The sequence below is a fragment of the Solidesulfovibrio aerotolerans genome, from assembly GCF_009856865.1.
Lineage (GTDB): Bacteria > Desulfobacterota > Desulfovibrionia > Desulfovibrionales > Desulfovibrionaceae > Solidesulfovibrio > Solidesulfovibrio aerotolerans.
The window spans coordinates 123,029-141,980 of record NZ_WVUD01000007.1; the positions used below are offsets into that span (position 1 = coordinate 123,029).

Below are 18,952 nucleotides of genomic sequence, written 5' to 3' on the forward strand. Positions count from 1 at the left end.
TCGCGTTAATGCACTGAATTAATGAAATTTATCTGCTGGTGACAAATGTGAGATTTCAAATATGGTCGCTGCAAAAATCCTCGGTTAAAACCATTGCCCAGCACCTCACCGGCGGCATCGAAGACTGACCCTGATGCAGTGTTTGGCGCGGATACTGGCCGAATGAGGCATAGGGGCTGGGATTTTACCGGGGCTGGTTGGTTTTCCTGGGCCAGTCCCGTCCTCGTCCCCGGCCGCCGCCCCGGACACCCCCTGGATTCGCGCCCTACGCCCCCTTCCTGGGCCGTTCCCCTGGTGCTGGGGCCTTTGTCCCCCTGGGCCTTCCCCGCTCCAGGGTGGCCCTCCTAGGCTGAAAGCCCGATTTCCTTTGGGCTTGGGCCATCGTCAGGAAATGCGCACAAATAAATCTCATCGAACTTACTGAGCTTTTTTCCGCCTACCTGAATTAACTGCAGTTATTTCTAGTCGCCCTCGAAAATAGCACTAGACAGAGTTGCAGCCCGGCCCTATATCTTAGGCGTGTCCTTTGTGAAGGTTGTTTGCAATCTTAACGGAGGTAATGCCATTGGGTGAATTAACTGTCGGAGAGTTTCCCTCGCAGTAGAGCACTTGAAGGCCAGCAATTAATATAAACTGGCAAACTCCACGTGTGGTAAACACTAGCTCTACGTTCTTAGTCGAGGCCGTCACAACAACCCATTAGTCATTTATTACATCGCAACTTTACTGGCCCCGGCTTTTACAGTCGGGGCCTTTCTTTTTTGCATCGATATGGCTGGCTAAGTGCGATTTTTGCTGCTTGGCGAGGCGAGAAACATCGACTTCATATAACTTTCTGATATTCCAGGTGAAAACCGGCATTTGGACATTTGGACATTTGAAATGCATCCTAAAAAAAATCTGAGTCCGAGGGCCAAATGCTCCTTGGGCCGCTTGCCCTGGACCTCCAGACTGAGCGGTGGCGGAGGCTTTGCCATAGGAACAGACCGAGTGAGCACTACGGCGAGGGGAAATTGCCCGGCCCCGCTGGTTTCCTGGTCCTGTCCTTTGGCTTTGCCACGGCCAGTTTGGACATTTGGACATTTGAAATGCATCTCCAGAAAAAAATCGTCGTCAGCGAACATAGCAGCCGCCCTGCGTAACCTGGACGGCTCTACCGCTCAGAATTGAAGCTCTGGAACTTCGACTCCAGTACCCTTTTCGATCCATTCTGCTACGAGACGTCGATGGCAGAATTCGCCGGCCTTTTCAAAGCATAGCAGTGTCGCGTCATCACCGAAGATTCTTATAATTTCATCTAGAACTTCTTGGGGGTTAAGCTTTGACAAGACGACACGATAATATTCTTCGGTATATTGTTCGACTGTGATCGATCCTTTCTTCCAATAATCAACGAGATACATGGGCGGGGCAAGTTTTTTGTATTCTCTGGAGTTTGTACCCCATCGGTACTTTTGTTGCGAAATTCTTACAGGATTTTTGATTTTTTTCTCTTGCGCATAATATGATGTGGTAACCATAGCTGCCCCTGTGGTTATAAAGTGCGATTAATTTCTGCCACAGACGACAGCCCTTGTCACCCAGATTTCAGCCTTTCTCGCCGTCACTCTTTGCAAGGGTTGGACAATTAGACCTTTCAAGTGCATTCTTCGGATGTAAGACCACTCCTGGTGAGGGACACCTGGCAATAGACCTTCACCCACTATGTTAAATGGTTAACAAAGACTTGCCGGCTGACGGTTTTCCAATCTATACGTTCGACTTTATTCTCCAACAGCAAGCATGAGGTTATAAATGGATTCAATCGGTGCACTTAGATTCGCAGACTTGCTAGCAAATGATCCGCTTTATTGCAATGGCGATATGTTGAAATTCTTGATCAATTCGCTCGCTATTGAAAACTCAATTCAACTTTATTTTTGTGGGTATCTTTACGGTTCTAAAAAAAATCCTATCCAAAGACTACACACAACTATAGAATACATATCCTACGCCCGGCCGATAGAAGAAGGAGCCGTAAGTAAAGTCGAATACAAACAGCCTTCTGTTTTTAGGCCGTACGATAAGTATTTAAAATCTGAAATTGAATCTCTTGAAGAAAAATTTCCTGACGAAGGTGATTACGTTTTTGAACTTGACAAAATGAGACAACGCGTAATTCGAAACAACAGCTTCCAGGTTCAATTTGTTACAACGATTTTGTCATGTAATCTTGAATTTGTAATTGGTGACAACACTCAGAAGCTTGGCGCAACCCAGCTTGAAGGGCTAATTAATTGTGACTTCAACGGGTGTCTTATTGATGCTTTGAATAGCTTTGTTTTAACAAGCGACTTTATATCTAAATATTTTAGTGAAAATCTTCTCCCACTGCCAGTGTCGCTGTATCCAAGCTCTTCTTTTAATACAGATTTGTTCGGAAAAAAATATAAAATCAGCAAGTGGGATGATAATGGTGCGCGGAGCGACTTTAAGCAATTCTATTCTGAACAATCGCGCAATAGAAACGAAGCACTTTCACATAGTAAAGTCGAAAGCGAGCCAAAAACTTACTCAACGCAGGAAGTCGTTAAAAAACCAACACCAATAGTTGCTGAAATAATTTCGACCAACGATCAAACTAATAATGCTTTTTATAAGTGTGGTCAACAATGGGAAATAATTTTTAACGGCAAAAGAAGTCTTCTCAATGATAGTGTTGGACTAAATTACATTTGCCAGATCATTTGCGCTGGAATAAAAGGGGTTTCTGTGTATAATTTGGCAGCGGCAAATGACAACCAATTAGTTTCAGAAGACAATAATTATTTTGATTCGCCTCAAAATGTATCAGAACCACATGTAGCATATATCAAAAGAAGAATAAAATCAATAAGCAAGAAAGACTTTGATAAAGTGCTCGAAAAACTTAAAGATGATAAGTTGAAACTTAAAGAAAAACTAGAAGATGGGAGAATTGAAATTGATGATTATAATAAAAAAATGAAAGATAAAAATGAACAGATAAGCATTTTGCACAACACCAATAGGGGTGTTTCGGATTTGGACAGAAAGAAGGATTATGATAAGGTGACAAAATCTATACAGAGAGCCCTTAAATCTATTGAAAAAAATAATGCTGAATTGTTTGATCATTTAAAACGTTATTGCAAATTTAGCGATAGCGAGTATTGCTATACGGGCATAGCAGAAGGCGTAAAGTGGAAACTGTCCCAGTAAAGTTTTCGCCATTTTAATTTATTTGGGGCATGTCCTGTCTAGTTTTTTATTGTAGTCTTGTGGTGACTCTTTTTTGTCATGGAGATGTCGCCTCTACCCATCTAATGCCTGCCTAGAACGGCATTTTTTTTGTTAACCGCTTTACCAATGCGAACATTTAGACAATTCGAATTTATAGTTTTTTTGTCTGAATGCTCTGTCACCCACCCATGAGCACTTTGGGTGCACGCCGGATGGCCTTGCATCTCGCTGAATCCCTTCACTTGTTCCACCGCAATTTTATACAATAGTCCGCCTGCGTCTTCCGCGATTCAATAAACGTTGAGTCACGTGCCCTCTCCCTTTTTCGATCATTTCGGTGATTTCGTCCAACCATCCGTAATTATTCATGTAAATATGTATTTTGCTTATCTTTCGACAGCATTTGTCGATTTTTCGACTCGCGTTGTCGCCCTATGGAGGTGAGGGGCGCTTCCCTCCCCAGAAGCGATGTTCGCCAAGGGCACCTCCTACAGAGGTAAAACATCATGGAAAAGTTAAATTTCGATTCAGCTAAGGTTCTCTACCGCCCAGGCGAGGCGGATACTCTCCCCCCCTGGCCGCAACAAGAACCCGCGCCCCAGGCCGATCCCGGCCGCACTTGCCCGATTGGGGAGGCAGCAACCAGTACGGAAGCGAAGCCCAGCAGTCTGACCGGCGGAACAGTAAACATCACTGACGATGCTGCCAGCCCCGTTGAAGCCCCTGAGGCTCAAGCCGACACCGATCTTGCCGGGGTAGTTCCAGGCCATGCGGCGGAAACCAGCAAGATCGAGAACGCAGGCATCAAATCGCAAGACGCGACCAAACGCACAGGCAAGAAAAAGGGGAACCCCACTCCTAAGGCATGTGCCCACAAGGGCGCGGCGGTGGTGAACCTTTTCGACAACTTCCTCAACCACGACCGTGGCATTCCAGACCAGGAGCATGGCCGTAAGTTTGTCCGTCCGCTTACGGACTTCGGTAACGCCCAGATGTTCGCGCACCTTCACCGCAACCTGATCATCTACGTCCCGCAGATTGGCCAGTTTATTATATGGTCCAATAACGCAAAGCGGTGGCTTCGGGAAGAGCATGGTGGACGCAAGCAGCTTGGGCGCTTGGTGAAGCGCTTCATCTACGAACGCTACGCGGAGGCAAAATCCAAGCAGGCCCTCTATACCATCAACCAGGAACCCATTTCTAACGATGACGCACTCAAATGGGCCAAAGCTTCATCAGCGAAAGGCCGCATTCAGGCGACTCTCGACTTGATCAAGAACATGCCAGGGGTGTGCGTCTCGCAAGCCGACCTGGATACTGAGCCTTGTTTGCTTGGAGTAGCCAACGGCGTTTTGGACCTGCGGACGGGAAAATTGATTGAAAACTCGCCCAGCCTCTTCATCACCCGTTACTGTCGAGCGGCCTGCGATCCGAAAGCCAAAGCCGAAGAGTTCCTGAAATTTATCGCTGCGGTATGTTTGGACCGCCCGGACCTCGTGGACTTCCTCCAGGAGGTTGTTGGGATCGCTTTATCTGGGCTTACCAAGGAGCAGAAGTTTTACATCCTGCTTGGTACTGGTGCCAACGGGAAGTCGACACTCGTTGAGACGCTTTTTCACCTGTTGGGCGATTACTCTATGGGCATGCCGTCGCATGCTTTTATCAAATCAGAGTCCCGGGCCATCCGGAACGACATCGCGCGCCTGCTTGGTGTCCGTTTCGCTCCGTGCGCGGAGATCAATACGGGAAAAGCTCTGGATGAATCCATGGTCAAACGCGCGACCGGCGGCGACGTTATGACCGCCCGTTTCATCGGTAAAGAGTTTTTTGACTTCCACCTCGTTGCGAAGTTTTTCTTCTCCGTCAACACGTTACCCAAAGTTTCTGGCGCGGACAACGGCTTGTACCGCCGCCTGACCGTGATTCCATTCGATGCAGACTTTTCGGCTGCCCCTGATAAAGAACTGCCGGAAAAGCTTAAGGCCGAGATGGACGGCATCCTTAGCTGGGCCGTTGAGGGCTTCAAGCGCTGGAATAAGCGCGGACATCTTGTGCAGCCCGACTGCGTGATCGAAGCCTGCAAGGCCTATCGTGCCGAAATGGACACGGTACAGTCCTTTCTTGAGGACTGCTGCGTCACTACAGACCCGACCGCTTCGACACCAGTGGGCGTGCTCTACGAAGCCTACCGCCACTGGGCCAAAGGCTCGCTCGTCGAACCCGCCAACCTGCACCTCTTCGGCACGCTCATGGGGCAAAAGGGTTTCAAGAAGTTCAAGTCGGGGACGTGGCGCTGGAAAGGTGTCGCGCTGAAGGCGTCACCCACGGCCACGCTGCCCAGCCTCTTCGGGCCTGTCGCCGGCTCCTAATCCAACCACCAGGCCAACTACACACCACCGGCGGGGGCTTCGGCCCTCGCCGCATCCAAGGAGATATCGAATGTCTACGAATATCACTACGGCCAGCCCGGCGCTGGCGCAAGAATACTCACTGTCCCAGGCCGCCTATCATGCACTGATCCACGGTTTCGATATGGCTCTGAAATTCAACCCTTTGCAGCTGGTCATGAAAGATTCCGTGCTGCTCGCCTCTGCCCCGGGCACGAGCAAACTTGATACTCGTATCCTGGCGGTCATCCAGGCGGATTATAACCCTCTCATCGGCCAGAAGATTACCCTGGGCATCGCTCCAGACAAAGCCGCCATCAAAAAGGCGAAGGCAATTCGTGGCGGGGGCGATGTACACGTGAGCCTGAAGGGTGGCCAATACCACCTCCACGGCGATCACAGTGGCAGTTGCTTAAAAGCAATGCCGGTAGCCGACGCTGTCTATTTCACCGAGCCGATTATCACGTGGATCGGGTCTGAAGTGGCCGGCTACGATCCAAAGAACCTGAAGGAGTTCATCGGCAACCATAGCTCCGTTCAACTGGCCGTTTATGGCGACCAGTTGGAGCAGATCGGGGTCGAGGGACAGGACGCACCGTACACCTTCACGGCCGGCATGGCTGCGCGTCTCGTCGACCGCCGACCGAATCTGGTGCTCAAGTCCCAGGTAGCGTTCCGTTGCATGGGTTCCAAACAGAGCCTTCGTCTCGGGAAACTGGACGGCCAGTATGTTCTTCGTGTGACCAACCCCATCGATATGGGCGTCGACTTGGTCGTCACCGAGCACTTGGAAATCGTGCCCGGCTGCTAGGCCATCGAAATTAAAACCGGGGCTGCGGCGTGTGCCGTGGCCCCTTGTGAGGATAAGTTCATGCCTAAATATGTACACGTAGCAAGCAAACCGCAGAAAAATAGCGGTTTCGACTATGACCGGGCAATAATGCCCCAGAACAACCTCTGCCTGTACTCGATCATCGGTGGGATGCAACAGTACAACTTCAACACCCACTCGCTCCACGACGTGTTAATGTCGATAAAGGATTACGCTGAACGCTATGTCCGGCCCGTCGATGGTGAGTTGTTCGTGGACTCGGGCGGGTACTCCATCATCCAGGGGGCTGTGCATCCGACTGCTGTCCCAAGATTTATCCAATGCTATAACGCGATGCTGCGCCTTAAGGCGGGGGCTTTCGACAAGATTTTCTCGCTGGATATCCCTTGGAATATGGAGTTTCCTGAGATGAACACCAAGCAGAAAATCATGGAGCTCAATGACTACGCTCTGTCCACGGCCCGTGACATCCTGCTCAACGATCCCGCAGCGCTGGAGCGTTTCAGCTTCGTCTGGCATTTCAAAATGGAGGCCCAGTACGAAATCTGGGCGCAACTCTACGCGAAGTACGACCTCAACCGGATCATCCGTCACCGCGCCATCGGCGGCATGGTCGCCCTTCGTGGCATAACCGGCATCCGGTTTAGTCCGTTCATCGGCATGGCCTACCGCTGTCTGCTGGACTACCTGGATGCCCGGCGGTTTGATCGAGCTTTCACCCTCCATTTCCTGGGCCTGTACTTGCCATATGACCGGTTCGAAATGACGATCCTGGACGAGCTTTTTGCCCGGTACCTGGAAGGAGAAGCCCAAGTCGTGACCACCTACGACTCCATCAACCCCCTCCAGTCCACTCGGGAGGGAAAGAATATCCCACTGTTCGAATTCACCGGGGACGGGCTGTATGTCTATGATAACCTCATCGACGCGCCGGCGGCCACCCTGAATCACGTGTACGGGAATGCTGGCCTCTTCGGCTCGGTCCAGGAAGAAATCGCACGTCGCCGTTCTGGGGCACGCCTCCAACAGGCTAGCTCGCTTGGGCCGCTCAACATCTACAGCCACCGGCAGGTTAACCACTTCTTCGAATACTTGGTCGCTACGCACGGCCTTGCCGAGGTTTTCTTCCAGGAATGGAGCCTGACCAAGATCAACGGGCATTTTGCCGGCGTGCTTGGGACGCTCTCGAAGGCCTACCCGGCACTGTTCACGAAGCACATCTGCGACTCGATCATGCGGAACGTGGCCATCACCTACGAGTTCCATCGCTGGTTTGTAGATGACCGTTCCCGGGTTGGGCTTGACACACTGATACGGGCGAACATCCGCAAAATCGGCTTCCCCGGTAGCTTGGCTTAGGCCCGGCCGCCGGGGCAACCCGGTGTACCTGATAAACGTCAACCCCCAGGAGGATATCGTGGTCAAAATCGTCGAAAGAAAATGTACGATCACGAGGTCGCCGGAGTTCGAGAAAAAAACGCTGGCGACCCACGCCCTCAATGTCGGCGTCCTGTGCGGGCATGGCTGTCTGTACTGCTCAACCCCGGCAACCCTGCGTATGAAGACGAGCCTGTTCCCCGAGTATGAGGGGTCAGCTTTCAAAGCTTTCGCTGCCGGTGAGGCTATCGTTGATCCCACGACGCCGGATCGGCTTGGTCGAGAACTGGCCGCTTTGAAACCGACCGATACCGTTATGTTGAGCACGCTGACCGACGCCTGGAGCCCGGAGGCTCAGGAGTTCAACCTTGGCCGGAAGTGCCTGGAGAAGCTCCTGCGCGAGTCGAAGGCCCGGGTGCGTATCCTGACGAAAAATGCCGCCGTGGCAAACGAGTTGAACCTGCTGGCCGAGTATCGGGACCGTGTCATACTGGGCTTGAGCATCACAACCCCGCTGTCCAAGGCGAAGGTGGCCGAGGTGTTGGAACCGAGAGCATCCACCATCCAGGAGCGTTTAGACGCTCTCCAGGCCGCCCACGAAGCCAAAGTGCCTATCTTCGGAATGCTTTGCCCGTGTCTGCCGGGCGTGGCGGATCGACAGGAGGACCTGGACGAGATGATGTCGATGATAAGACCGTTTGAGCCTGTCGCAGTATGGGCTGAGCCCGTGAACGCTCGCGGCCCCGGTCTTGCCCTGTGCCAGGAGGCTCTTGTCTCGGCTGGTTTTATCCGCATCGCGAATGAGGTGCGGTTCATTCGCGGAGAAAGGGAGCACCGTGATTATACCGCCAGATTGATCGGAAATCTGAACGTGGCGGCGGCTGGTGCCGGACTCAAATCCCTTTTGAAAATCCTCGTCTACGATGACGGGGGCCGATTCAGCGGGGATGCAAGCTCCGTGATCTGGTTGAAGTGCTAATCAAAGCCGCCATGCGGTTCTTTTGGGGCTCCCCTGGTGAGAAATCGCTGGGGGAGCCTTTTTTTCACTGACCGGTGGTATGTGGCGACAGCCATCCTCCTCCGTCCCTGGACGCCACCATCCAAATTCCCCCCACAGAGCCTCTCCTGAATCCTTTCCCCTGCGCCGCCGGTATCGGGTCGGTTCTGGCCCACAAGCTCCATATGGGCCGGCATAGGCCTAACTCGAGCCCTGTCGCCGCGCCCGGCCAAAGCTGCGCACCGGGCTGGCTCCATCCACACCCTCCGTCACCTGCCGTTGCTCACCACCATCCGAATTCCCGCTCCAGAGCCTCTCCCGGATCCTTTCCCCTGCGCCGCCGGCCTCGGGTCGGTTGTGGGTCACAAGCTCCATATGGGCCGGCATAGGCCTAACTCGAGCCCTGTCGCCGCCCCGGCCAAAACTGCGTACCCGTCGGCTCTACTATCCTGAGCCTTTCAGCCGTGACCGCCCCCCTGGTCCAGGGTATCCTTTTTGTCCAAAGCAAAAGGAGGCATTGTGGACGATAAAAAGCCAGATATGCACTACATCCATAACGAGTTAATTTTAGCGTTTCGCCCAATCGAGCTACTTTTTAAAATAATGGATGCAAGCTCAATCGAAATCTATGGCGATCTGACACGATCGTCAGCCGAAGTTGGCATTTCATTATGCCAAAATTTTGGCTCTATTCACGTTAGCAGTTGACAATACAGTAGTTATTTATAATACTGCTTCTGTACGGAGGCAGTATGGAAAACATAGCATTTGAGGCATTACTTGCACTGATTGACGACTTAACAGACGAACAGCGAGCAACGTTCATAAAGGTTCTCGATGAGAATAAAGACTTCGATAAGGTTGCCACGCTCCTCGATAATCGGATTCTTGCGAAGAGAGAATGTCTGTACTGCAAATCTAGCAATGTGAAAAAATGGGGAAGACAAAGCGGACTTCAACGAATGCGTTGTTTTGATTGCGGAAAATCCTTCAATGCTTTGACTGGAACACCTCTTGCCCACCTCCGCAAAAAGGAAGAGTGGATTAAAATGGCCGCAGCCCTGAAGGACGGCCTGACGGTGAAAGACACAGCGGAGAAGTGCAATTCCAGTATCTCGACTGCGTTTAGATGGCGGCATCGTTTTCTCAAAGCCATGAAAGGGGATGTTGCCGAGCATCTTGAAGGAATAACTGAAGCCGACGAGACCTATTTTCTTGAATCGCATAAGGGTTCTCGCAATATTCCTCGAAAATCAAGAAAGCGAGGCGGAAAAGCAACAAAACGCGGCCTGTCCAGTGAGCAAATTCCTGTTTTGATTGCGCGAGATAGGACTGGAGGCATCGTGGATGCTGTCCTTCCTGATCAGTCCAAGAAGTCGATCAAGGTCGTACTCGGCGGAAAGATCAGCAAGGAAAATATTCTTTGTATCGATGGTGGAAATGCACTTTGGGGATTCGCGTGCGAAGGAAATATTCCGTGTAGAGTTATTCCCGCGAGCAAGCATGTCCATGAACGCAATCCTATTTTTCACATTCAGAATGTGAACGGCTATCATAGCCGTCTTAAGAATTGGATGTCGCCATTTAACGGGGTCGCCACGAAATATCTCCCAAATTATCTTGGATGGCGACGCATGCTTGAGAAGCCAAAACCTGTCCTGACTCCGGTCGCCTGGCTGCAAGCCGCCGCGAAACCGGCTCGTCAATGATTAACGAGAATAGAGCCAAAATTTTCGTCTTAAAGTTGATGCAATATTAAACTGCCAACCACAAGGAGAGAAAAATGGCCAGCGATGAAGATTGGAACGTCGTGTTTGAATATTCAAGGGCACAAGCCATCGCCGACGGGGTTTTGATCAATGTCACCGAGCAGGCGAAAGCTACCGGTTTCAAGGTCCATACGGTCGTTACCGGCACTCTTTACCACGGCTATGTCGTCCCTCCTGCTGGCCTGGATGGTAGCTTTGGACAGAGCGTCACTGGCAGACTTCATGACGTACTCACGTTGGCTTTGTTCGCCGCCAGAGCGAGCAAAGGAACCGAGCGGGTCTACTTCAAGGTCGACTTTCTTATGGCTCCAGGAAAATCTGAGACGGTCGACATCATCGCCCATATCGGCCCTGGTGACACGCCGGCCCCGGTTTTGACAATTATGATGCCTGAAGACGATTAATTTATGAAACTACCCATAGTCATTAGGATTATAACGAAGCTATTTCATACGTAAACACGATGTAATTTGCCGCGAGGCGCTTTGAATAAAAGTGGTGAGCCTAAGCAAAAAATCCGTAAAATTGAACCAATAAGTGGCAAATTGAAAAGTCAAAACCCGCGTTTCGGAGCACCCTATCTTGAAAATCAGGGCCGGAGTGGGAAACGAGGGATAATTTGTATCTGTCTCTGAAAAGCTCGATAAATTGTCTCGTAAATAAATACAAATAGAATCATGAAGACGCTGTCGAGGGGATTATATGCCCCCAGATTGGTTCTGGTGATACTTAACAGAGCCATTATATGCCATCTCATGAGAGGTTATAAAATTTATAACCAATTAATATAAAACTTCAAACGAGTACTAGCCAATTATTTCCTGCCTGCTAAGACAAAATCACCGCCAAAGCAATGCTATTATTCTCCAAAAGAGCTCGGTCGCCGCCATCCTGAAGTGAAAAGTTTCTTAATCTCGTAAAAGATATTATCTATACAAAACGTATATTTTAAACTTGCACGGTAATGGATCTATAAACTGTCTAACTTAACTTGCAAAAGTTAAAAGCAGCATATTTAGCGCCTAATAAATGTTTGTTTTCAAAGTTGCTGCTATTGGGAAAATCAAATTTCAAATCTCAAAATATAGTTTAAATAGATAGTGTAAATAAATAGTAATTTTATATTATTCTTTTGCATTTGAACACAAAACTAAAGATATAAATGTTTCGTCAATGCAATAATTTTTACTCGTAACCCTAACACATGCCAAAGGAGGCTCGATGAAAGACGGATATATTGTTAAACGTGATGTTGGAATAATGAAATGTTCGGAATGTCTGAAAAGAGGAATAGCCACACATACTGTAAATGTTGGACTTTTATGCGGCCAGCAATGCGTATACTGTTCTTCTCCTTCAAGAATATTTCGGCACTCGGTTTTCAAAGAACTTGGAGTAACAGCTTTTGATCTTTTCGACCAAGGAATACCTATTGTTGATCCCTGGACGCCGATTCGTATTGCAAAGAAGTCATATAAGTTAACAAAAGATGATATTGTTTTGATTTCTGCTCAGACCGATCCCTATGACAAAACTGCATCTAAATTGACTATAGGCCGTAGATGCATTGAAGCCGTGTTGAGAAACACAGAAGCTAAAGTTAAAATACTTACTAAAAGCACTGCAATAATAGATGATTTAGATTTGTTATCCGAATTTAAAGAAAGAGTTTCCATTGGATATTCTATCATGTCGCCTGTTTATAAGTCTGAAATAGTGAAGTGCTTAGAACCTGGAGCTTGCAATATTAATGACAGGCTGTTTGTTTATAAACGGCTTAGTGATAACGGCATCAAAACATTTGGAATGGTAAAGCCGTGCATGCCTGGTATCATTAACGGCAAAGACGATATGAAATTAATATTTGAAACTCTGTCAGTACTTAATCCTGAATTTATTCTGGTCGAGCCGGTGAGTCTTAAATGGAATAACATTTTAAAGTGTTCGGAGGTGTTGGCAACAAATGGGCATACAGAAATTAGTAGACAGCTTTCAGCGGTACGCGAGAAGAAGGTTTATGATAACTTCATTAAGAATCTTATATCTGGAACTAAAGCTGCTGCTTTTGATTGCAACTATCAAGATGTAGTTAAAATAGCTGTTAACTCGGATGGCGACGGTTTCGATATCGATGATTCGTCTGTGATTTGGCTTAAACGTTAATTTTAAAAAGAGGGAAGTCGTGAGGCGGCTTCCCTCTAATCAAAAAGGTAAAAATATGACACCTAATTATTCTGAGAATATTGCACAGGTAGACTCAAATGACACAACTGGCGATGCCGTTAAAGAAATCATTGACACTGCTGTAGCAAATAATACGTTGTTTTACAGTATATTTGTAAACAATATTGATTTTAACACAACTGCAATGGAAATTTACCAGAAAGATAGTTTCGAATTCGAAAGATTTAAAATTGCACTTAAGAACGCCGGCGTATCGGCTAAGGATATTAAGTCAATTGAAAAGCTCTTAAAAGATGCTAGCAAAAGAAAAAAGACTTCTAAAGACTCTAATAGCAGACAGTTAATTTGCTTGTCCAGTTTGCTGAATGACAATTCAATACCTTCTTCGTTCGTGTTGCCGACAGCATATCAAGTTGATTCTTACGGTCAAGTGCTGACTGTGGGCAATAATCCGCATATTGTATCTCAGTGTCCAATCGTAATCGCATCCAAAATGAAAAATATCAATGACAAGAGCGTTCACTTGAAAATAGGCTGGAAGCATAACGGCAATTGGCAATATATTACAGTCAATAAAGAGCTTATTGCGCGGACACAAGATATTAGTAAACTCGCTGGGTATGATTTCCCAGTCACCAGCATCAACGCAAGTCTTCTCGTTGGCTATCTGTCAGCGTTTGAAACTGTAAATTCATCGGTTATCCCAGAAATACCTGTTACACATAAAATGGGGTGGCATAATAACAAGAGCTGTTTTCTCTGGGGCAATAAAGTTATAACACAACACACTGACTTTGATAAAGTAATTTATGCCGATGACGTTAATACTGGAGATCACTCTGCGCAAGAAATTATTTTTAAAGGACGAGATGTTTACGATGAAGAAGTTGTCCGTGGGCTCACTAATAAAGGACAGTACTCAGACTGGATTGAAATCGCTAACTCTATTTTTCAATATCATGATGTTAGATTTGCAATGTATACAAGTTTCCTGCCTCCATTTCTGGAAATTCTCAATATTAATAACTTTACCATTGATTTGGCTGGCAACTCTTCTAAAGGGAAAACGACAACGCTTAAACTTGCTGCTTCTGTTTGGGGGAATCCAGACGCGACAGCAGACTCAATTGTTAACACCTGGGCGACTACGGTCACGAGTGTAGAAAGAACGGCAGAGATTATGAATAGTATGCCGATATTTCTCGATGACACAAAGCTTGCTGGTAATGTCAAAGACAATAAACAAACGGCATCGGCTTTAATAAGTAATGTACTTTATGCTATCGCCTCTGGAAGAGGTAAGTCTAGAGGTAAATTGGTTGGCATCGATCACACGAGTTCTTTTAAGACGATCTTGTTTTCAACGGGAGAGGGTCCAGCTACATCGCTTACAGACAATGAAGGTGCAAAAGGCAGAACAGTAAGCTTGTTGGGCAATCCATTTGGTAAGGATGATATGGACATGAGTCGCTTTGTCTCGAATATTGAAGATGGATTTAAAAGCAACTACGGGCACGCCGGGCCAAGAGTTGTAAAGTTTATTATGGAACACAGTGCAGAACATGAATTATGGAGGGAATCTTATGCTGAAGTGCGTGACTATCTGATATCCAAATCAGGATCATCATCGCTTGCGATGCGCTTGTCAAAAGATATTGCTGCCGTTGTATCTATTATACCAATAGTACATGCGGCTTTGCCTGAATTAACTCAGGTATTTTCGGTGTCAGAAATGGTTGATCATATTTGGAGTAAAATAACAGGCAATAGAAACTTGCCCGACAAGAACATTGAAATCTTGAAAAACCTTTATACTTATGCAGTCTTGAACACTGCACAGTTCTACCATGGAGAAACTAGTCAAGTGCAAACTGCACCCCAAGGTGGATACGAAGGACATTGGCACACCAAACAGGACTGGTCATTTATAGGATACTCGAAGAATGTATTTAATAGTATTACTGGAAGTTACAAATTGACCTTTAGAGATGTTGCATGGAAAAATAACTGGTTCGATTTAAATGGAAGTGGCGAAGGATATCAGAAGCAAGTTTGGATTGGAGATAGGAAGGTGAATCTTTACTGTATAAAAAGAACTGCATTTGAAGAAGCACTTGGCTATAAACTTGAATGTAATGCAACTGATGAAATCGCCAAACTTAAAGGATAAGCAACTTAACCAGATACTAAACTTACCGAATCTGATTTCTCTGATTTAGTTTCAAAATCTTCAAAGATTTTAATATAATATTATCTATTTACTAAATATACTAAATTTTTATTATATAATATAATAATAAGAGATTTTTTCTCTCCAGGTGAATTATTCCCCCTGTAATATGAGGGGCAGGGGGGAAAATTCTTTTAGTTTTTCAGTAACTGTAACGGCTTCATTTTCAACATCTTTTTTGCTAAACTATACTAAAACCATTTAGGAGTCACTTATGTACTACAATAAAGTACTTAATATTTATGGATTATCTGTCGAAGTATTTTCATATGCAACATTGACAGATACTTTTACTCAGCAGTCCGAGTTAAAAGAATTTAAATTACCATTACCAGAGTTACTAGTAGTTCAACCAGATAAGTTTAGCGATATTTCTGAAAAAGAAAGTGACTCTCTCGCCAGTCTCGACGGTTGGGTCGAAGAAGACGAGTATGAGTATTAGAAAGTTTAAATAGATATTAATACTTGAAATTTGTTTAGAACTTTACCTTGCAATTTATAAACGCCATGGGTGCTTTGTATATTCCAAATCCTGTCCTGGCCCTGACCAGGAGATGTCTACTCTTGAAAAGACATCAAGTCGAAAAATAAAACATTACTTAAGAAATACTAGATTGGTCGTAATCTCCTCGAACCGTATCTACTTAAGAATGACTTACCCGTTTATGGAGCAATTCCAGACGGGGGAGAAGTTGAGACGAAAACCAGCCCGTATGTATTATACTACAGAAGTCAAGGTGGCCCATATGTCGGATGAAGTTCATGGCAGACTGAAATCCGTTGATTCATAAGAATCTTCTAAAAGCGTGATAGCTCAAGTTAAATCACGTTTGGACATATGGATGCGATTAGACGCGGGATGGTTTTAATGGATTGCAATAGACCAAAGGAAGCCCTTGTGAAAAGATTTTCACGGAGATGAAAAGCTTGATTTTCATAAGGGTGGCTGAAGTTTGTAAGAAACTATCGAACGGTATTCGATGTATCCTGAGATGTCACTTAAATTTAACAACAAAACCATTGCTTTGGGTATAAACTCGAAGCCGCTGTTTCTTAGTAGTACAGCGTAATTCAAAACTACTTAAAAACATTAGACATTTATGATACATCGAATACCAATTGACGTAGCCGTATGCGAGAAAACCGCTTGTACGGTAGATATAATTAATTTTATATCGTGCAACAGAGGGCTAGGACTGGGGACAGCTCCTTTCTACTCTTAGGAGCCATGCATCCACCTGAAGAAATTTAGATGGTCGCATGATTCCGTAAGCTGCAAGGTAGATTCTTTACAAAGGCTTTCATTCGTGAAGGCCTTTTTTTTGTTCTAACGGCCGGATCAGCGAGCCTCTTGGGCCACCCGGCGTCCTTCCCATGATTCGGTACGTTGACTGTACCTCTGACACCCCCTGTAAAATCCCTTCTCCTGGGTTTTCGGGGCTGGGCCTATGGTTTGGGCTCCCCGCCGGGCGAAAACCCCAAGGTGGGGCTCCTCCTGCCAATTTACGTATTCCACCGGCCCAAACACAAGAAATTTGGTGTAATTTTACACTAGAAATGCGCATTTTCATGCTTTTTTCTGCAATTCATAGAGATATACTATGTAAAGTAACATTTCTATACAAGGAGGCGTTATGGGAGCCAAGAATGGTAATTCAACTGACGTTCAAGACGGGACGGCGAAGAAGAAACTCGAATCGAAGTATGATCCGAAGACTCTTCGCAGCCTTATCAAGGAAGGTCTGGATGCTGCTACGATAATGGAGCGAATGCAGATCAAGCATCGTCAAACTCTTAAGCAGTACATTTTAAAGCTGATAAGCACTGATCGTGTCCTCTATGAGGTCAAAGGTCTTTATCTTAAAGACTCAAAGCGGCCGAAGGTGAACCAACAGGGCATCCTGAAGGTAAATCTTAAGGCCCATGATCTCGGAGAACTCGAAGCCAACGAAGGTGACGAGTTTTCCGTCGAAGTCATTGAAGGCAAGGTCATCTTGACCAAGATTCTCCCATAACACTCTAACTGAAATGTCATGCAGATTCGTCTGTGTGACATTTCTTATTCTTAGATCGAAAAATATACTTCTTATTATAAGCCACCGAAAATACTTCGCCTTTGCAAAAGAGAACTTCACTTCGAATAGCATAGACATTTCTTGCTTGCACTTCGCGATGAATTTGCGTTTTTGAACAGAAAATAACAGATATAAGTATTTAGAATGGCGAGATATTTAACATCGCCAAAGAACGGTTTTACCTATTAACGTACATTCGACTTCAAAAGTTGAAGATTCCAAAGAATCACAAGGCGTTAAAGGCAAGCCCCAAGCCCAAACCATTGGACCAGCAGTTTTCAATGTTCGTTTCTGGTCTTCAGAAAAGTAAAAACCCGATTGGAGGATTTTATGAAGGTCGAACCAATAGTTAACGCTAGGGACATCAAGAGTATAAAGAAGCTCTTGGCAGATCACCCTCGTAACAGGCTGTTGTTCATTCTCGGATGCAATAGTGGATTGCGTGTACAGGACCTCTTAGCCTTGAAAATTGGTGAAATACGATATGCCAATGTTGGCGATCGAATTGTAATCAAGGAGAAAAAGACAGGCAAAGAGAATGTTTTCATGGTTAACAAGGACATTAAAGATGCTCTTGAAGACTATTTGAAAACTGTCGACGCTAAGGACGAGCATTATCTATTTAAAAGTAGAAAAGGCTCGAATGCGCCGTTAACAACCTACGCTGTGACAATGTATGTCCAGGATTGGTGCAATGCAATAAATTTACACATTAACGCGGGAGCACATACCCTAAGAAAAACCTGGTGTTATCACCAGAGGAAGACCCACGGCACTTCATGGGAAGTCATAGCTAAAAGGCTTAATCACAGCAGCCCGAGCATTACTCGGCGTTATATTGGCGTCAAGGAAGAAGAAGTCGAAGAAATTTTAATGAAGTCGATCTAACAATTTAGCAAGGGGAGTCACATCCCCTTTATTTGTATCCATCTCAGCTAACATTTCTTCTAAGACTATTTTCAAAGACATTAACCTTGGAAAAGGAGTTCTCTATGGGCGTTTATCAACGTGATGGACGTTATATGGTCTATTGGCAAGAAAACGGCAAACGGCACGACAAGTCATTTGGCCGGGGCGATGATGCTCGACTTCGGGCTGAGGGGTTTGATCTTGTCATTCAGCAAGCGAAAGCTGATGGCATAGCGCCTGTTCAGGTGGCTCCGGTCATCGAGACGGTGGCTGGCCCGGTCCTCGATGCTCACAACGCCGCGCCAGCTATTGATTCTGTCGTCCCCGTGGCGGCGGCACCAGCGGCGGCTCCGGCAGTGGCCCAGGTCATGCCCAGCCCTGTGGCTGGAATTACCTTTGGCCAGCTTTCGATGATGTATCTGGACCACTTACGAGTGTCAGGGCGGACCGAGAAGCACATTGCCAGTTTGGAAAACTTGCTGAAACGCATGTTCTTCGACATTCTCGGCAAAGATACCCCTGTGGCTGGGATGACGTACCTGAAGGACATTGTCCCGTTCATCCGTCAGATGCAAGGGGTCAGCGAGCAAACCGGCAAGCCACGGTCCCAGGCCTCGGTGAATCGCTACTGCGACTACATCGACGCGATCTTCAACTTCGGGATGGAAATGGAACTCATTTCCAAGAGCCCCATGAAGGGCCGAAAGAAGGCGAAGGAGCAGCCCCGGGATGTCCAGGTGTCCGTGGATGACATCCGCCGGATTATGGATCATGCTGAGCCGCATATCCGCTGGGCCATGGAGGCTTGCTTCAACCTGGGGACACGTGCGGATTTCGGTGAAATCGGCCACCCAATTCGGAATATTCGGCCACCCAGGATGAGTTGAGCGCGCTGGTATTTCTCTCCTGCTTCAGGTGGCCGATTTGGTCAAGTCCGAGGTTCGCTTCCGCA

General features: G+C 46.8%; 15 protein-coding genes. 14 read left to right on the forward strand and 1 reads right to left on the reverse strand.

The features are described from left to right. Window positions 1–1,160 precede the first annotated feature (1,160 nt). The gene (locus GTA51_RS06500; protein ID WP_160959655.1) at window positions 1,161–1,520 is read right to left on the reverse strand and encodes a DUF488 family protein, N3 subclade; all 360 of its coding nucleotides are present in this window, start codon (window positions 1,518–1,520) and stop codon (window positions 1,161–1,163) included. Window positions 1,521–1,794: 274 nt separating this feature from the next. Here GTA51_RS06500 and GTA51_RS06505 point away from each other — a divergent pair, with 274 nt between their 5' ends. The 14 genes from GTA51_RS06505 to GTA51_RS06570 all read left to right on the forward strand — a co-directional run bounded on the left by GTA51_RS06505 (window position 1,795) and on the right by GTA51_RS06570 (window position 18,887). Then, window positions 1,795–3,219 carry a hypothetical protein gene (locus GTA51_RS06505; RefSeq protein WP_160959657.1) on the forward strand — a complete coding sequence of 475 codons (1,425 nt, stop codon included), beginning with the start codon at window positions 1,795–1,797 and terminating at the stop codon, window positions 3,217–3,219. 527 nt (window positions 3,220–3,746) lie between these two features. Beyond that, window positions 3,747–5,609, forward strand: a complete 1,863-nt coding sequence (locus GTA51_RS06510) for a DNA primase family protein (RefSeq protein ID WP_246198015.1) — start codon at window positions 3,747–3,749, stop codon at window positions 5,607–5,609. Window positions 5,610–5,679: 70 nt separating this feature from the next. Further along, on the forward strand, window positions 5,680–6,438 hold the full coding sequence (locus tag GTA51_RS06515) for a hypothetical protein (RefSeq protein ID WP_160959658.1): 759 nt from the start codon (window positions 5,680–5,682) through the stop codon (window positions 6,436–6,438). Window positions 6,439–6,498: 60 nt separating this feature from the next. Next, on the forward strand, window positions 6,499–7,818 hold the full coding sequence (locus tag GTA51_RS06520; protein ID WP_160959660.1) for a hypothetical protein: 1,320 nt from the start codon (window positions 6,499–6,501) through the stop codon (window positions 7,816–7,818). A gap of 58 nt (window positions 7,819–7,876) precedes the next feature. After that, window positions 7,877–8,815 carry a radical SAM protein gene (locus GTA51_RS06525; RefSeq protein WP_160959662.1) on the forward strand — a complete coding sequence of 313 codons (939 nt, stop codon included), beginning with the start codon at window positions 7,877–7,879 and terminating at the stop codon, window positions 8,813–8,815. Window positions 8,816–9,352: 537 nt separating this feature from the next. Beyond that, complete coding sequence (locus GTA51_RS06530; RefSeq protein WP_160959663.1) at window positions 9,353–9,541, forward strand: hypothetical protein; 189 nt, start codon at window positions 9,353–9,355, stop codon at window positions 9,539–9,541. A 44-nt stretch (window positions 9,542–9,585) separates the two neighbouring features. Continuing rightward, window positions 9,586–10,542: an IS1595 family transposase gene (locus GTA51_RS06535; protein ID WP_160959665.1), complete on the forward strand. Its 957-nt coding sequence runs from the start codon at window positions 9,586–9,588 to the stop codon at window positions 10,540–10,542. 74 nt (window positions 10,543–10,616) lie between these two features. Beyond that, window positions 10,617–11,006, forward strand: a complete 390-nt coding sequence (locus GTA51_RS06540) for a DUF6573 family protein (protein ID WP_160959667.1) — start codon at window positions 10,617–10,619, stop codon at window positions 11,004–11,006. A gap of 817 nt (window positions 11,007–11,823) precedes the next feature. Continuing rightward, a complete protein-coding gene (locus GTA51_RS06545; RefSeq protein ID WP_160959668.1) occupies window positions 11,824–12,765 on the forward strand; it encodes a radical SAM family protein in 942 nt (313 codons plus the stop codon). Between the two features lie 19 nt (window positions 12,766–12,784). Continuing rightward, window positions 12,785–14,956: a DUF927 domain-containing protein gene (locus GTA51_RS06550; RefSeq protein WP_160959670.1), complete on the forward strand. Its 2,172-nt coding sequence runs from the start codon at window positions 12,785–12,787 to the stop codon at window positions 14,954–14,956. Window positions 14,957–15,230: 274 nt separating this feature from the next. Further along, a complete protein-coding gene (locus GTA51_RS06555; RefSeq protein ID WP_160959672.1) occupies window positions 15,231–15,458 on the forward strand; it encodes a hypothetical protein in 228 nt (75 codons plus the stop codon). A gap of 1,192 nt (window positions 15,459–16,650) precedes the next feature. Continuing rightward, on the forward strand, window positions 16,651–17,031 hold the full coding sequence (locus GTA51_RS06560; RefSeq protein ID WP_160959674.1) for a hypothetical protein: 381 nt from the start codon (window positions 16,651–16,653) through the stop codon (window positions 17,029–17,031). A gap of 390 nt (window positions 17,032–17,421) precedes the next feature. Continuing rightward, on the forward strand, window positions 17,422–17,979 hold the full coding sequence (locus tag GTA51_RS06565) for a tyrosine-type recombinase/integrase (protein WP_160959676.1): 558 nt from the start codon (window positions 17,422–17,424) through the stop codon (window positions 17,977–17,979). A 104-nt stretch (window positions 17,980–18,083) separates the two neighbouring features. Further along, window positions 18,084–18,887: an AP2 domain-containing protein gene (locus tag GTA51_RS06570; protein WP_211922461.1), complete on the forward strand. Its 804-nt coding sequence runs from the start codon at window positions 18,084–18,086 to the stop codon at window positions 18,885–18,887. The last annotated feature ends 65 nt before the right edge of the window (window positions 18,888–18,952 follow it).

Coding starts and splice junctions, on each gene's coding strand:
- GTA51_RS06560 (WP_160959674.1), top strand. CDS start 16,651: ATGGGAGCCAAGAATGGTAATTCAACTGACGTTCAAGACGGGACGGCG.
- GTA51_RS06565 (WP_160959676.1), top strand. CDS start 17,422: ATGAAGGTCGAACCAATAGTTAACGCTAGGGACATCAAGAGTATAAAG.
- GTA51_RS06570 (WP_211922461.1), top strand. CDS start 18,084: ATGGGCGTTTATCAACGTGATGGACGTTATATGGTCTATTGGCAAGAA.
- GTA51_RS06535 (WP_160959665.1), top strand. CDS start 9,586: ATGGAAAACATAGCATTTGAGGCATTACTTGCACTGATTGACGACTTA.
- GTA51_RS06520 (WP_160959660.1), top strand. CDS start 6,499: ATGCCTAAATATGTACACGTAGCAAGCAAACCGCAGAAAAATAGCGGT.
- GTA51_RS06510 (WP_246198015.1), top strand. CDS start 3,747: ATGGAAAAGTTAAATTTCGATTCAGCTAAGGTTCTCTACCGCCCAGGC.
- GTA51_RS06515 (WP_160959658.1), top strand. CDS start 5,680: ATGTCTACGAATATCACTACGGCCAGCCCGGCGCTGGCGCAAGAATAC.
- GTA51_RS06500 (WP_160959655.1), bottom strand. CDS start 1,520: ATGGTTACCACATCATATTATGCGCAAGAGAAAAAAATCAAAAATCCT.
- GTA51_RS06540 (WP_160959667.1), top strand. CDS start 10,617: ATGGCCAGCGATGAAGATTGGAACGTCGTGTTTGAATATTCAAGGGCA.
- GTA51_RS06545 (WP_160959668.1), top strand. CDS start 11,824: ATGAAAGACGGATATATTGTTAAACGTGATGTTGGAATAATGAAATGT.
- GTA51_RS06505 (WP_160959657.1), top strand. CDS start 1,795: ATGGATTCAATCGGTGCACTTAGATTCGCAGACTTGCTAGCAAATGAT.
- GTA51_RS06555 (WP_160959672.1), top strand. CDS start 15,231: ATGTACTACAATAAAGTACTTAATATTTATGGATTATCTGTCGAAGTA.